Source organism: Mesorhizobium hawassense (genome assembly GCF_003289945.1).
GTDB classification, from domain to species: domain Bacteria; phylum Pseudomonadota; class Alphaproteobacteria; order Rhizobiales; family Rhizobiaceae; genus Mesorhizobium; species Mesorhizobium hawassense.
Window position 1 is genome coordinate 372,413 of sequence record NZ_QMBP01000004.1, and the last position, 13,819, is coordinate 386,231.

Genomic DNA, 13,819 nt, shown 5'->3' on the forward strand with positions numbered 1-13,819 from the left:
ATGGCGAGCCGGAAGCACTGGCCGGACAGACTTGGGGAGAGGTCTGATCCGGCCATTTTTATTTGGCGTTTTGACGCCTTCCGCAACTACGGTCGTCGTGTTGCGAGTTGTTTTCGCCAACCATCCAAAAATCAAGATTAATTTTACTGAGGTTTGCGCAAACGCAAAGAAGCGCCGAGCAAAGACACTATGCTGAATTCATCAAAATGGTGAAGTTGAGGAGATGGAAATGCTTACGAGACGCGAAGCTTTGTTGGGTTCTGTTCTCACCGCGGCCGCCGTCGCTGTCGTCGGCGCAGCGCCGGCCATGGCGGGCGCCAAGGCACAGAATGTCGCCGGACTGCCGCGAGAGAAGGTGACCCTGGTCGCGCCGCCTTTCGTGCACCCCCACGACCAAGTGGCCAAGGGCGGCCCCAAGGTCGTCGAGTTCACGATGAAGATCGAAGAGAAGCCTCTGGTCATCGACACCGACGGCACGCAGCTCAACGCCATGACCTACAACGGCTCCATTCCGGGCCCGCTCATGATCGTGCATGAAGGCGACTATCTCGAGCTCACCCTGATCAATCCCGATACCAATACGCTCGCCCATAATATCGACTTCCACGCGGCGACCGGCGGACTCGGCGGCGGTGCCCTGACGCTGATCAACCCGGGCGAGCAGGTCACGCTGCGCTTCAAGGCGACACGGACCGGCACGTTCGTCTACCATTGCGCGCCTGGCGGCGCGATGATCCCGTGGCATGTCGTGTCCGGCATGAGCGGAGCGGTTATGATCCTGCCGCGCGACGGCCTGAAGGACGACAAGGGCAAGCCCGTCCGCTATGATCGCATCTACTATATCGGCGAGAACGACTTCTACATCCCGCGCGACGAGCAGGGAAAATTCAAGAAGTACGACTCGGCCGGCGACAATTACGACGACACCGTGAAGGTGATGCGCGGCCTGATCCCGACGCATGTCGTGTTCAACGGCAAGGCAGGATCGCTGACAGGCGAGAACGCCATGAAAGCGAAGGTCGGCGAGACAGTTCTCATCGTCCATTCTCAGGCCAACCGCGATACACGTCCGCACCTGATCGGCGGCCATGGCGACTTCGTCTGGGAACAGGGCAAGTTTGCCAATCCTCCGGCCAAGGATCTCGAGACCTGGTTCATTCGCGGCGGTTCGGCGGGCGCGGCGCTCTACACGTTCCTGCAGCCCGGCGTCTATGCGTACGTCAATCACAATTTGATCGAGGCAGTCGAGCTCGGCGCGACCGCGCACTTCACGGTCGAGGGAAAATGGGACGACGATCTGATGATGCAGGTCGAAGCTCCCAAGGCGGTCGCCTCATAGGCGGAAAGGCTGATCGCCCGCAACCCGCCGGCACCGCCGGCGGGTTGCATCACTAGGCGGAGTTTTTGGGCATGTCCTTCGATCCTGTCTTCACGTTTGGAACGATCGCGGCCGCCGCCCTCATCGGGCTCGGCGTCAACCACGCGATCGATGGGACGCTCTCGCGATCCCGGGTCCCGATGGCCTTGGCTGAACTGGTGACCCTGGCGCCCGGGTCATTCGAGCACCCGCGGCCTGGCGAATTCCTCAAGGACAACCATCCCGCGCCGGCACCGGTGGCGAAGGAGATCATCGACAAGCCGCTGGAGATCATGAAGTTCCAGGTGACCGCATCGGATTATGACCGTTGCGTTTCGGATGGCGCCTGCAAGCCTGCGGACTCGCGCCTTGCCGGCAACGTTCCGGCGACGGGCGTCAGCTTTCTCGATGCGCAGGCTTACGCGAATTGGCTATCGGCCAAGACGGGTGAAACCTGGCGCCTACCGACCGACATCGAATGGGCCTACGTCGCAGCCGAACGATTTCGGGCAGACATTGAAGCGGGCGACGGCGACCCTGCGGATCCGGCGAGGCGATGGCTTACTCTCTATCGCAACGAGTCCGCGCTCGGCCGCAAAGCAGATCCTGAGCCTCGGCCCCTCGGCGCATTTGGAGCCAACTCGAAGGGTGTGGCGGATGTAGCCGGCAATGTCTGGGAATGGACGTCTACCTGCTATGTCCATGCGACGATGTCCGGCGGTGCCGTTGCCAGCTCGGTCAGCAATTGCGGCGTGCATGTTGTGGAGGGCTTCCATCGCACTTACATGTCGAACTTCATCCGCGACGGCAAAAGCGGCGGCTGCGCGGTCGGCACCCCGCCGGACAATCTCGGGTTTCGCCTGGTCCATGACCGCAGCTTCCTGCGGGCTGCCCTCCGCCGCCTTGGCCTGACCTGATTGCTTGAACAAGGACTATGAATGACCTCGAAGTCAGTCTTGCCTGATAGAGTTCGGCCTGCTGCCGAACAGCCCCTGGTCCGTTCTGGCGTCGATCGCGCATCGATAGGGGCACTGGTCCGCAAATTCTATTCCAGGGTGAGAACGGACAAGCGCCTCGGCCCCATTTTCGCCCGCGAAATCGTTGGTGACTGGGAACCTCACCTGGAGAAGATGACGGACTTTTGGTGCTCCGTCATATTGAAGAGCGGCGACTATCATGGCCGGCCGGTGCCGGCTCACATGAAGCTCAACGACGTCACCGAGTCCGACTTCGATATCTGGCTGGCTCTCTTCGGTGAAACGGCGTCCGAGCTCTTCATTGACGAGATCGCCGCGGTATTCATCGAGCGGGCCGAACGGATAGCAACAAGCCTGAAGCTCGCGATGTTCTTTCGTCTCCGCTCCGCCGCCAGCGCAACCGTAGAGTAGATACGGTCTCGCCGGCACGATGGAATGGCAGAGCCGGTTGCCGTTTTGATCCAGAGCAAATGCGGTGGCAGCCGGAGCCGCTAGTCTTCCTCCGATGATCCTCAATCTTTGCATCGGTACGATCGTCATAAGCTTGACGGTTGTGATCCACACTTTCGGCCTTATTGCGATCACTCATGCCATGGCGCGGCTCGTGGCGCTCTTTCGCATGCACGGCCGGCGCAGCCGGGTGCTGGCCATGATCACGGTAGTGATGGGCCTTTTTGCCGTCATGACCGCGGAAGTCTGGCTATGGGCTGGCGTGTACCGATTGCTCGGAATCTTGAGCGACTTCGAGACGGCGCTTTACTTCTCGACGATAACCTTCTCGACAGTCGGCTACGGAGATGTCGTGCCGGCCCACGGCTGGCGCGTGCTGGCGGCCCTGGAGGGCATCAATGGCTTTCTGTTGATCGGCTGGTCGACCGCCTATCTGATCGCGGCCGGCACCCGTGTCGGTCCCTTCAGGGTCGGCGAGCACTTCTGATCCGCGGCTCCGAGCTCAAACCGCCAACGAGTGTCTGCCGGTTCCATTGTCCAGATATTTGTCAAACTTGGCCGCCACCGTCCTGATGAGAGGACGGCTTTCCTCCGGCACGATGAAGTTTTCACCGTCGAGCCGAAGAAACTGGCCGGCGCCGCTGATGGCCAGGCGGCTCGCTTCACAGAGCAGCGTTTGGCCGACCGCTCCAAAGCGTTCGACAAGGTCTACCGCTGAGAAGGTGAAGTTGCACATCAGACGCTCGATGACCCAGCCCCGTGCCAGGTCATCCAGACTGAACTCGACGCCTCGCGCTATCGCCAGTTGTCCGGAATCCACGACCTTTTCGTACTCACCGGTCGCCACGATGTTTTGTGCATAGCCTTGGCGAAACCGACTGATCGAGGAGGGGCCAAGACCGATCAGGGTCTCGCACTGGTCCTCGGTATAGCCCTGGAAATTGCGACGAATCTTGCCGGCACGCGCGGCAACCGCCAGCGCATCCCGCGGTTTTGCGAAATGATCCAGTCCCAAGGCCTCGTAGCCGGCATCGACGATCAGTCGAGCGGCACGCTGCGACTGCGCCAGGCGCGCGGTGGAATCCGGCAGCCAGGCTTCGTCGATCATCGTCTGGTGTTTCTTGAACCATGGCACATGGGCGTAGCCGAACAAGGCCAACCGGTCTGGCGTCAGCGTTAGCGCTTGAGCGACGGTCGCCGCAACGCTCTCGCAGGTCTGATGCGGGAGCCCATAGAGCAGGTCCAGATTGACAGAAGAAACGCCGCGCGCGCGCACCGCATCGACTATGCTCTTGGTCAGCGCGAAACTCTGCTCGCGATTGATCGCCTTCTGCACCTTGGGATCGAAGTCCTGGACACCAAGGCTTGCTCGCGTCATGCCGATGGCCGCGAAGGCATCGAGCCGGCCCTCGTCCATGTCGTTCGGATCGATCTCGACGCTCAGACTGGCATCGTCGAGGAAGTCGAACCGCTTCCGCAACGCCTTCCCCAGCATAAGTATGTCGTCGGGCTTCAGCATCGTCGGGGAGCCGCCGCCGAAATGAACGGCTCGGACCCTGCCCCTGCCGCTTACAAGTCCACCAACCGTTTCGATTTCCTTGTGGAGCGAGCGCAGAAAGGTGGCCACCGGCTCATAGTGGCGTGTCTGCTTGGTATGGCAGGCACAGAACCAGCACAACCGGTCGCAATAGGGGATATGCAGATACAGTGATATCTCGTCATCGCCTTCAAGCGCAGCCATCCATCCCTGGACAATCACCGCGTCGACGCCCGGATGAAAGTGCGGGGCCGTCGGATAACTCGTGTAACGCGGTACATTGTCGCCAAGCCCCGCGATCGGGTTGAGGCGAGTGGAAGAGAGGGGAATGGCGGGAGAAGACATGGCGGTCAAACTGCCTGAACGACGCCGGCAAAACCTTGATCTCGATCAAGGCGGCGCCGGTCGCGACTGCGCAGACTGTCATCCCTATCCACCACGGGCGTGGCAATGACCGCCAGACATGACGTTCAACAAGCTGACGTTCTCGCGATTTGCAAATCCTGCGAAACGCGCCAGGGCGGACTATGTGGCGCGCTCAAGGCCCGCCAGCTGGTCGAGTTGGCGAAAGCCTCGTCCAGGCACGAGATTTTGGCAGGAACGGAACTGCCCAACGATGGAACCTACTCGAGCCTGTTGTCCGGCGTGGTCAAGCTCACAAGGAACCTGTCGGATGGTCGCCAGCAAATTGTCGGGTTTTATTTCGCACCCGATTTTCTGGGCAGGCCATTCGAGGCAAAAAGACCAATCAAGACCGAGGCCTTGACGAATGTGGCCCTGTGCTCGTTTCCGAGGACGGTCATCGATCGAATGATCGATGAGACGCCCGAACTTGGACGTCAGTTGCTAAGACATGCGTTGGGCGAGCTCGACGACGCACGCGACTGGATGGCTGCGCTGGGGCGCAAGACGGCGTCCGAGAAGATCGCAAGCTTCCTTCTCATGGTCGCAAGAAACATCGCGGCCTCAGGACATCCAGGAAACTCGACAAGCTTCGATCTGCCGCTGACTCGCGCCGACATCGCCGATTTTCTCGGACTGACGATCGAGACGGTAAGCAGGGAACTCTCCCGGCTGCGATCCGACGGCGCGATCCGCATCGCAAACAAGCGGCAGATCAGCCTCCCGAGCATTTCTCAGCTCGAGCAACGCTGCGGCGACTGAACCGCGGTCTGGCTTTGCCAAAGCTCGGCATGGTTTGCCTTTCACCAAGGCCTTTTTGCAGCTCGCTTCGTCGGCGCCCTTTTGGCAGGTCGCTTCGCGTCCGGAGCGTTCTGGCAGTCGGCACGGGCACACCCAAACAAAAAGCGGTTCGCGTTTGACTTGGATCAAGGCTCCGGAATCGAAAATCCCGAAATGGTGCCGCGAGCGGGAATTCCGCCGAACCTTTCGAGACGAGATCGGGGACTTGCAATGAAATATGGCACGGAGATCGTCCTTCTAAGCCTTTTTGCTTTTGGTGCCGTTGTGGCTGCCGGATTCGGCGCGGACGAGCCCTTTCGCCAGCATATGTGGGTTCTGTTCTTCGTCGTCGCCGGCTTCACGGCGATCCTGATGCGCAATTCGGACTTCAAGCCGGCGCCGCTGGTCGACCCTGAGGCCTATATGGACGGCCCGGTGCGTTACGGCGCCATCGCGACCATGTTCTGGGGCGTCGTCGGCATGCTGGTGGGCGTGATTATCGCGCTTCAGCTCGCTTTCCCCGACCTCAACATCCAGCCCTGGTTCAACTTCGGCCGCCTGCGCCCGCTGCACACCTCCGGTGTCGTCTTTGCCTTTGGTGGCAACGCGCTGCTTTGCACCTCGCTTTACGTCGTCCAGCGCACCTGCCGGGCGCGGCTGTTCGGCGGCAATCTCGCCTGGTTCGTGTTCTGGGGTTATCAGCTTTTCATCGTCATGGCCGCGACGGGCTATCTGCTCGGAATCACCGAGAGCCGCGAATATGCCGAGCCGGAATGGTATGTCGACATCTGGCTGACGATCGTCTGGGTTGCGTATCTGCTGCTCTTCCTCGGCACGATCCTGAAGCGCAAGGAACCGCATATCTACGTCGCCAACTGGTTCTACCTCTCCTTCATCGTCACCATCGCGATGCTGCACGTCGTCAACAATCTGTCGATGCCGGCATCGTTCCTTGGGTCGAAGAGCTACTCAGCCTTCTCCGGCGTCCAGGACGCGCTCACGCAATGGTGGTACGGCCACAACGCGGTCGGCTTCTTCCTCACCGCCGGTTTCCTGGGCATGATGTATTACTTCGTGCCAAAGCAGGTGAACCGACCGGTTTATTCCTACCGCCTTTCGATCATCCACTTCTGGGCACTGATCTTCCTGTACATCTGGGCGGGTCCCCATCACCTCCACTACACCGCCCTGCCCGATTGGGCACAGACACTGGGCATGGTGTTCTCGATCATGCTGTGGATGCCTTCCTGGGGCGGCATGATCAACGGCCTCATGACCCTCTCCGGGGCTTGGGACAAGATCCGCACGGACCCGATTGTCCGCATGATGGTCGCGGCCATCGCCTTCTACGGCATGTCGACCTTCGAAGGTCCGATGATGTCGATCAAGACCGTCAACTCGCTGTCCCACTACACCGACTGGACAATCGGCCACGTCCATTCCGGCGCGCTCGGCTGGGTCGGCCTGATCTCGTTCGGCGCGATCTACTACATGGTGCCGAAACTATGGAACCGTCCGCGGCTCTACTCGACCCGACTCGTGACGTGGCACTTCTGGCTGGCCACGCTCGGCATCGTCGTCTACGCGGCGGTCATGTGGGTTTCCGGCATCATGCAGGGCCTGATGTGGCGCGAGTACGACGAACAGGGCTTCCTGGTCTATTCCTTTGCTGAAACCGTCGCCGCCATGCATCCCTACTACATCATGCGCGCCGCGGGTGGCGCCATGTATCTCGCCGGCGCCCTGATCATGGCCTGGAACATCACCATGACCATCCGCGGTTACCAGCGCGAGGAACAACCTCTGCCGGGCTCCGCGCCCGCTATCCAGCCTGCCGAATGAGGAGCCAGACATGGGCCTGATGGACAAACACGCTCTGATCGAGAAGAACGCGACCCTTCTTCTCGTCGGATCCCTGCTGGTCGTGACAGTCGGCGGCATCGTCGAGATCGCGCCGCTCTTCTATCTCGACAACACGATCGAGAAGGTCGAAGGCATGCGGCCTTACTCGCCGCTCGAACTCGCCGGTCGCAACATCTACGTGCGGGAGGGATGCTATCTCTGCCACAGCCAGATGATCAGGCCGTTCCGCGACGAGGTGGAACGCTACGGTCACTACAGCCTGGCTGCGGAGTCGATGTACGACCACCCGTTCCAATGGGGATCCAAGCGGACCGGACCCGATCTCGCACGCGTCGGCGATCGCTACTCCAACAGCTGGCACGTCCAGCATCTCATCGACCCGCGTTCCGTCGTGCCGGAGTCGATCATGCCGAGCTATGCCTTCCTTAAGGACACACCGATCGAGGTGAAGAATTTCTCGACGCATCTGGTCGCGAACAGGCGCGTTGGAGTGCCCTACTCCGACGACATGATCGCCCACGCCAACGCCGATCTGATGGCGCAGGCCGACCCCAATGCCGACACGTCGGGCCTCGAGGCGCGCTATCCGAAGGCCAAGGTCGGTGATTTCGACGGCAATCCCCAGCAGGTCACCGAGATGGATGCCCTGGTGGCCTACCTGCAGATGCTCGGCACCCTGGTCGATTTCAAGAACTACGACGAAGCCGCCGGCTATCGCTGAGGAGAAACAACCGATGGACTACAACTTGATGCGGGAGTTTGCCGACAGTTGGGGCCTGCTTGCCATGGCCCTGTTCTTTGTCGGCTGCATCGCCTTCGCGCTCCGTCCGGGTGGCAAGGCACATGCCGACCACGCCGCACAGATCCCTCTCCAGGACGATTGATCATGAGCAACGAGCATATCGACGAAATCTCGGGCGTCGCGACCACTGGCCATGAGTGGGACGGGATCAGGGAACTGAACAATCCTTTGCCGCGCTGGTGGGTTATAACCTTCTACATCACCATAGCCTGGGCGATTGCCTACACGATTGCCTATCCCGCGTGGCCAATGCTGAGTTCCGCCACCAAGGGCGTTCTGGGCTTTTCCAGCCGCAACGACGTCAAGAACGAGATGGCTGCGGCCGAAACCGCCAAGGCCAAGTATGTGGCGGCAATACAATCCAAGACTGTTTCGGAGATCGCAGCGGACGACGCCTTGCGCGAGTTCGCCGTGGCGGCGGGCGGTGCCGCATTCAAGGTCAACTGCGTGCAGTGTCATGGATCCGGTGCCCAAGGGTCGACAGACTTTCCGAACCTCAACGACGACGATTGGCTTTGGGGTGGCAAGGCGGAGCAGATCCAGCAGACCATCACCCACGGCATCCGGTTCGCAGCGGACGCCGATACCCGCCAGTCGGAGATGCCAGCCTTTGTCGATGTGCTCAAGCCGGAACAGATCGCCCAAGTCAGCGCCTACGTGGCCAGCCTTTCAGGACCGGTGCTCGACAAGAGCCTGATCGAGCCCGGCGCCAAGGTTTTCGCAGACAATTGCGTGGCCTGCCATGGTGAGAACGCAAAGGGCAACAGGGAACTCGGAGCTCCAGACCTGACCGATGCGATCTGGCTCCATGGCTCGGGCGAAGCTGCCATTGCCTTGCAGGTACACACTCCGAAGAACGGCGTGATGCCCGCCTGGGTCGGCCGGCTCGGCGAGACGACGGTCAAGGAGCTCGCCGTCTACGTCCATTCGCTTGGCGGTGGAGAATAGGACGCGGGGGCCTGTTCTTTGCCCTCAACCGTCAAGCGACGAGGCCCGGTCTGGACCGGGCCTCGACTTATTTTGATCGTTCAATTTGACCTGCGTCAACGCCACACGGCGTGAGCGACTGCAAGACTGCCGGACAGAAGCGGCATCATTTCGCCGCGATTGGAGATCGTCGTGCTCGATCAGACGCAGGTAGAACGGCTCGAGGCCGAAGCGGTCAATTCCGCAAAGACGCGACAGCCGCTTTACGCTGCGCGCAAGAAGATCTTCCCGAAGCGCGCCTCCGGCCGTTTCCGCCAGTTCAAATGGCTGGTGATGGCGATCACGCTCGGCATCTATTATCTGACGCCATGGCTACGCTGGGATCGCGGACCGTTTGCGCCCGATCAGGCCGTGCTCATCGACCTGGCCAATCGTCGTTTCTATTTCTTCTTCATCGAGATCTGGCCGCAGGAGTTCTACTACGTCGCCGGTCTCCTCATGATGGCGGGCGTCGGTCTTTTCCTGATCACGTCGACGGTCGGACGGGCCTGGTGCGGCTACGCCTGCCCGCAAACCGTCTGGGTGGACCTGTTCCTGGTCGTCGAACGCGCGATCGAGGGCGATCGCAACGCCCGCATCAAGCTGGAAACCGCCCCCTGGAGCGCACGCAAGCTCTTCCTGCGCGCGTCCAAGCATGCCATCTGGCTCGTCATCGCGGCTGCCACGGGCGGCGCCTGGATTTTCTACTTCGCCGACGCGCCGAAGCTGCTTGGCGAAGTCGTCACCGGCACGGCGGCGCCCGTCGCCTATGTCACGATCGCCGTCCTGACCGGCACGACCTATGTGTTCGGCGGACTGATGCGCGAACAGGTCTGCACCTATATGTGCCCCTGGCCGCGTATTCAGGCCGCGATGCTCGACGAAAATTCGCTGACGGTGACCTATAACGACTGGCGCGGCGAGCCGCGTTCGCGCCATGCCAAGAAGGCTCTTGCCGCCGGTTTGCCGGCCGGCGATTGCGTCGATTGCAACGCTTGCGTTGCCGTCTGTCCGATGGGGATCGATATCCGCGACGGACAGCAGCTCGAATGCATCACCTGCGCGCTCTGCATCGACGCCTGCGATGGTGTCATGGACAAGCTGGGACGTGAGCGCGGGCTGATCTCCTACGCGACGCTGGCGGACTACAACGCCAACATGGCGGTGGCGACCGCCGGCGGCACCGGCCCTGTCAGCCCGGCGCTCGTAAGAACGCCGGGCGGCGCCTTCGTCGACGGCCTGGCGCATTTCCACCTGGGCAAGATCTTCCGGTTGCGCACCTACATCTATCTCGGTGCATGGTCGGCGATCGGGCTGGCCCTCGTCTATTCGCTGCTGACGCGCGAGCGGCTGGAACTGAATGTCCTGCATGACCGCAATCCTCAGTTCGTGACGCTTTCGGACGGCTCGATCCGCAACGGCTACACCGTCAAGCTGCTCAATATGATACCGGAACCACGCACGATCGAAGTCACGCTGCAGGGTCTCGACGGCAGCGAGATGAGCATCGTCGGTATCGACCAGCCCCCGAGCCGGTCATTCTCCATTGCCGCCGAACCAGACCGGCTGAAGGTGCTGAAGGTCTTCGTTCGCCAGCCGGCGGACCAGGTCAAGGAGCCGGCGCAGAGCTTTGAATTTCGCATCAAGGATACAGCGAGTTCCGAATCCGCCGAATACACCGCCAGTTTCAATGCGCCGGAGAAGGGCAAATGAACACCGATTTAAAAAAGGCGCGCGAGTTCACCGGCTGGCACATGTTGATCGTGATCGTCGGTTTTTTTGCAGTGGTGATCGGGGTCAACCTCACCATGGCCACGCTCGCCAGAACGAGCTGGACCGGCCTCGTTGTCGAGAACACCTATGTGGCGAGCCAACAGTTCAATGAGGAGGCGCGGAAAGGAAGGGCGCAGGCGGCCTTGGGCTGGACAGGCAAGCTTACCGTCGCCTCGGGAGAAGTCCGCTATAGCCTTATCGATGCGCATGGCAAAACGCTGCCGCTGCAGGGCGTCAGAATATTGTTCCGGCACCCCGCCTACGAGGCCGAAGATGAAACTCTGACACTCGCCGCGCCGGCCGGCGCCACGTCGGGCAACGCAGCAGAGTTCGCCGTGCGGCACACGCCAAAGGATGGCGTCTGGATCGTCGAGATCGATGCCGACGCCGGCCTTGCCTCTCCGTTCCGCGATGTCCGCCGTGTCATGATCTCGAACGGAGCCCTGCAATGAGCTGTTGCGCGCCGGGGGCCGAAATGGCTCTGGAGGTCGTCGACGCGGCATCCGCTGTGCCGTCCAGCGACGAAATAAGACTGGCCAGCCGCGCGCTCGACGGGGGCTGTCGCCAGACGGATCTGTCGGTTCCCTCGGTTCATTGCGCCGGCTGCATCCAGGCGATCGAGGCTGCGCTGGCGAAGATCGAAAACATAGATTCCGCCCGCGTCAATCTCTCGACCAAGCGAGTATCGGTTCGCTGGCGCGGGGAACAGGTCCCGCCTTTTTTCGCAGTGCTTTCAAGGCTGGGCTATCAGGCACACCTGTTCGACCAGGAAATCCAGGAAAAGGACAGAGCCCTGTCGGAATTGATCCGGGCCGTCGCCGTCGCCGGCTTCGCGGCCGGCAATATCATGCTGCTCTCGGTGTCGGTCTGGTCCGGTGCCGAAGGCGCGACGCGGGACCTGTTTCATTGGCTGTCGGCGTTGATCGCCATCCCCGCGCTCGCCTTCGCCGGCGGCATCTACTTCCGCTCTGCCGCGAACGCGTTGCGTCACGGCCGAATGAACATGGACGTGCCGATCGTGGTGGGTGTGTCGCTCGCCTACGCGATGAGCCTTTACGAGACCATCAACCATGGCGAACACGCCTATTTCGACGCCTCGGTTTCGCTGCTTTTTTTCCTGCTGATCGGCCGCACGCTCGACCATGTCATGCGGGAGCGGGCGCGAACGGCTGTCAATGGCCTCTCGAGGCTCGCGTCGCGGGGTTCGCTTGTATTGAGGGATGACGGCAAGCGCGAATACGTGCCCGTCGCCGAACTCGTGCCCGGACTGCGCCTGCTCATCGCGGCTGGAGAACGCATACCGGTCGACGGCGACATACTCAGCGGAAACTCCGACCTCGATTTCTCGATCGTCTCAGGCGAGAGCGCGCCAAAGGCCGTCGGTGCCGGCGCCCATGTGCAGGCCGGCACGCTCAACCTGACGGGTCCGCTGACGATGCAGGCGACCGCGGCGGCGAAGGACTCCTTCCTGGCGGAGATGGTCCGGCTGATGGAGGCCGCCGAAGGCGGTCGATCGCGCTACCGGCGCATCGCCGATCGCGTATCGGCCCTGTACGCCCCCGTCGTTCATCTGGCGGCCCTTTTGACATTCCTCGGCTGGGTCGCTTCCGGCGATTGGCATCGCGCGATGACGATCGCCATTGCCGTGCTGATCATCACCTGCCCCTGCGCGCTCGGCCTTGCGGTGCCGATCGTCCAGGTCGTAGCGGCCAGACGCCTTTTCGAGGCCGGCGTCATGGTCAAGGACGGATCGGCGATGGAGCGGCTTGCCGCTATCGACACGGCGGTCTTCGACAAGACTGGAACGCTGACGCTCGGGCGACCAAAACTGGTGAATGCTCCCTCGATCGATCCGACCATGCTTGCGGTCGCGGCAGACATGGCGGCTCATTCCCACCACCCGTTCTCCAGGGCCATCGCCAGCTATGCGGGATATTCCGGCCAACCCGATGTCGAATCCGTCAGCGAGCACCCGGGCTTCGGCGTGGAAGCGATAACGGAGGGGAATACGTGGCGCCTTGGAAGGCGAGGATGGGCAGGCTGGAAGGCGCGCACCGGCGGCGAAGGCAAACTCGGTGGCTATGGCGGCACCGTGCTCTCCAAGAATGGAAACATCGTCGCGTGCTTCGCATTCGAGGATGCGCTTCGGCAAGACGCCAAGGCAACGATCCAGCAGTTGAAGAACGCTGGGGTGTCGGTCGATATCTTGTCCGGAGACACCGCGAAGGCCTGCAGCGAGGTTGCCAAATCGTTGGGAACCGACAGTTTCGTGCCGGCTCTATTGCCCTCCGGGAAGGTGGAATGGATCGAGTCGCTGACCCGCGCCGGACATAAGGTGCTGATGGTCGGCGACGGTCTCAACGACACACCGGCATTGCGGGCAGCATATGTTTCGATGGCTCCCGCAACCGCGGCAGACATTGGCCGCCAGGCGGCGGATTTCGTCTTCCTGCGCGAAAGTCTCCTTGCGGTCCCCCTGGCGATGGATGTCTCGCGAAAGGCCGGGCGGCTCATTCGCGAGAACATAACCATTGCGATCGTGTACAACGCCTTTGCCGTTCCGATCGCCATTCTGGGATATGTCACGCCGCTCATCGCGGCGATCGCGATGAGCGCCTCTTCCCTGATCGTGATCGCAAATGCGATGCGGCTTCAGGCAACGGCGAAAGTGGCACCTCGAGCGGCTCCGACCCGACGCCGCACCGACATCATCGAAGCGGCCCACCCATGACCACGCTCGCCTATCTCATTCCCGTGGCCCTGTTCCTGGGAGCGCTTGGTTTGTCCGGCTTCCTGTGGGCCCTGCGCAGCGGTCAGTACGAGGATCTCGATGGAGCCGCGGAGCGGATACTAATCGAGCCCGATGAGAGCACCGACGAAGTCTCGCGGCCAAAGTGATGCAAATCAAAGCG

14 protein-coding genes are annotated in these 13,819 nt (G+C 61.5%); 13 read left to right on the forward strand and 1 reads right to left on the reverse strand.

All coding sequences use genetic code 11. The annotated features are described in order from the left end of the window. The first annotated feature begins 229 nt into the window (after window positions 1-229). The 4 genes from nirK to DPM33_RS11850 all read left to right on the forward strand — a co-directional run bounded on the left by nirK (window position 230) and on the right by DPM33_RS11850 (window position 3,271). Window positions 230-1,339 (forward strand): copper-containing nitrite reductase, encoded by a 1,110-nt coding sequence (nirK, locus tag DPM33_RS11835; protein WP_112097717.1) that lies wholly within the window; start codon window positions 230-232, stop codon window positions 1,337-1,339. 71 nt (window positions 1,340-1,410) lie between these two features. After that, window positions 1,411-2,274, forward strand: a complete 864-nt coding sequence (locus DPM33_RS11840; protein ID WP_112097601.1) for an SUMF1/EgtB/PvdO family nonheme iron enzyme — start codon at window positions 1,411-1,413, stop codon at window positions 2,272-2,274. A gap of 138 nt (window positions 2,275-2,412) precedes the next feature. Beyond that, on the forward strand, window positions 2,413-2,745 hold the full coding sequence (locus DPM33_RS11845; RefSeq protein ID WP_342634330.1) for a group III truncated hemoglobin: 333 nt from the start codon (window positions 2,413-2,415) through the stop codon (window positions 2,743-2,745). Between the two features lie 94 nt (window positions 2,746-2,839). Beyond that, a complete protein-coding gene (locus DPM33_RS11850; protein WP_112097603.1) occupies window positions 2,840-3,271 on the forward strand; it encodes a potassium channel family protein in 432 nt (143 codons plus the stop codon). A 15-nt stretch (window positions 3,272-3,286) separates the two neighbouring features. Here the strand turns inward: DPM33_RS11850 and hemN are convergent, their stop codons facing one another. Next, complete coding sequence (hemN, locus tag DPM33_RS11855; protein ID WP_112097604.1) at window positions 3,287-4,666, reverse strand: oxygen-independent coproporphyrinogen III oxidase; 1,380 nt, start codon at window positions 4,664-4,666, stop codon at window positions 3,287-3,289. Window positions 4,667-4,771: 105 nt separating this feature from the next. Between hemN and DPM33_RS11860 the strand changes: the two genes are divergently transcribed. The 9 genes from DPM33_RS11860 (at window position 4,772) to ccoS (ending at window position 13,805) form a co-directional block, all read left to right on the forward strand. Continuing rightward, the gene (locus DPM33_RS11860; protein WP_112097605.1) at window positions 4,772-5,485 is read left to right on the forward strand and encodes a Crp/Fnr family transcriptional regulator; all 714 of its coding nucleotides are present in this window, start codon (window positions 4,772-4,774) and stop codon (window positions 5,483-5,485) included. Between the two features lie 249 nt (window positions 5,486-5,734). Beyond that, window positions 5,735-7,345, forward strand: a complete 1,611-nt coding sequence (gene ccoN / locus DPM33_RS11865) for a cytochrome-c oxidase, cbb3-type subunit I (protein ID WP_112097606.1) — start codon at window positions 5,735-5,737, stop codon at window positions 7,343-7,345. Between the two features lie 10 nt (window positions 7,346-7,355). Continuing rightward, on the forward strand, window positions 7,356-8,087 hold the full coding sequence (gene ccoO, locus DPM33_RS11870) for a cytochrome-c oxidase, cbb3-type subunit II (RefSeq protein WP_112097607.1): 732 nt from the start codon (window positions 7,356-7,358) through the stop codon (window positions 8,085-8,087). Between the two features lie 13 nt (window positions 8,088-8,100). After that, entirely contained in the window at window positions 8,101-8,250 is a 150-nt protein-coding gene (locus tag DPM33_RS11875) for a cbb3-type cytochrome c oxidase subunit 3 (RefSeq protein WP_112097608.1), read from the forward strand. Between the two features lie 2 nt (window positions 8,251-8,252). Then, window positions 8,253-9,116 carry a cytochrome-c oxidase, cbb3-type subunit III gene (gene ccoP / locus DPM33_RS11880; protein ID WP_112097609.1) on the forward strand — a complete coding sequence of 288 codons (864 nt, stop codon included), beginning with the start codon at window positions 8,253-8,255 and terminating at the stop codon, window positions 9,114-9,116. A 171-nt stretch (window positions 9,117-9,287) separates the two neighbouring features. Then, window positions 9,288-10,847 (forward strand): cytochrome c oxidase accessory protein CcoG, encoded by a 1,560-nt coding sequence (gene ccoG / locus DPM33_RS11885; protein WP_112097718.1) that lies wholly within the window; start codon window positions 9,288-9,290, stop codon window positions 10,845-10,847. Then, window positions 10,844-11,359 (forward strand): FixH family protein, encoded by a 516-nt coding sequence (locus DPM33_RS11890; RefSeq protein ID WP_112097610.1) that lies wholly within the window; start codon window positions 10,844-10,846, stop codon window positions 11,357-11,359. Before ccoG ends, DPM33_RS11890 begins: the two co-directional genes overlap by 4 nt. Beyond that, complete coding sequence (locus DPM33_RS11895) at window positions 11,356-13,638, forward strand: cation-translocating P-type ATPase (protein WP_112097611.1); 2,283 nt, start codon at window positions 11,356-11,358, stop codon at window positions 13,636-13,638. The genes DPM33_RS11890 and DPM33_RS11895 overlap by 4 nt, the downstream gene beginning before the upstream one ends. Continuing rightward, window positions 13,635-13,805, forward strand: a complete 171-nt coding sequence (gene ccoS / locus DPM33_RS11900) for a cbb3-type cytochrome oxidase assembly protein CcoS (protein WP_112097612.1) — start codon at window positions 13,635-13,637, stop codon at window positions 13,803-13,805. The genes DPM33_RS11895 and ccoS overlap by 4 nt, the downstream gene beginning before the upstream one ends. Window positions 13,806-13,819: the final 14 nt, after the last annotated feature.

Bases quoted from the DNA above. Each gene is read 5' to 3' on its own strand.
- nirK (WP_112097717.1), top strand. From the start codon at position 230: ATGCTTACGAGACGCGAAGCTTTGTTGGGTTCTGTTCTCACCGCGGCC.
- DPM33_RS11840 (WP_112097601.1), top strand. From the start codon at position 1,411: ATGTCCTTCGATCCTGTCTTCACGTTTGGAACGATCGCGGCCGCCGCC.
- DPM33_RS11850 (WP_112097603.1), top strand. From the start codon at position 2,840: ATGATCCTCAATCTTTGCATCGGTACGATCGTCATAAGCTTGACGGTT.
- hemN (WP_112097604.1), bottom strand. From the start codon at position 4,666: ATGTCTTCTCCCGCCATTCCCCTCTCTTCCACTCGCCTCAACCCGATC.
- DPM33_RS11860 (WP_112097605.1), top strand. From the start codon at position 4,772: ATGACCGCCAGACATGACGTTCAACAAGCTGACGTTCTCGCGATTTGC.
- ccoN (WP_112097606.1), top strand. From the start codon at position 5,735: ATGAAATATGGCACGGAGATCGTCCTTCTAAGCCTTTTTGCTTTTGGT.
- ccoO (WP_112097607.1), top strand. From the start codon at position 7,356: ATGGGCCTGATGGACAAACACGCTCTGATCGAGAAGAACGCGACCCTT.
- DPM33_RS11875 (WP_112097608.1), top strand. From the start codon at position 8,101: ATGGACTACAACTTGATGCGGGAGTTTGCCGACAGTTGGGGCCTGCTT.
- ccoP (WP_112097609.1), top strand. From the start codon at position 8,253: ATGAGCAACGAGCATATCGACGAAATCTCGGGCGTCGCGACCACTGGC.
- DPM33_RS11890 (WP_112097610.1), top strand. From the start codon at position 10,844: ATGAACACCGATTTAAAAAAGGCGCGCGAGTTCACCGGCTGGCACATG.
- DPM33_RS11895 (WP_112097611.1), top strand. From the start codon at position 11,356: ATGAGCTGTTGCGCGCCGGGGGCCGAAATGGCTCTGGAGGTCGTCGAC.
- ccoS (WP_112097612.1), top strand. From the start codon at position 13,635: ATGACCACGCTCGCCTATCTCATTCCCGTGGCCCTGTTCCTGGGAGCG.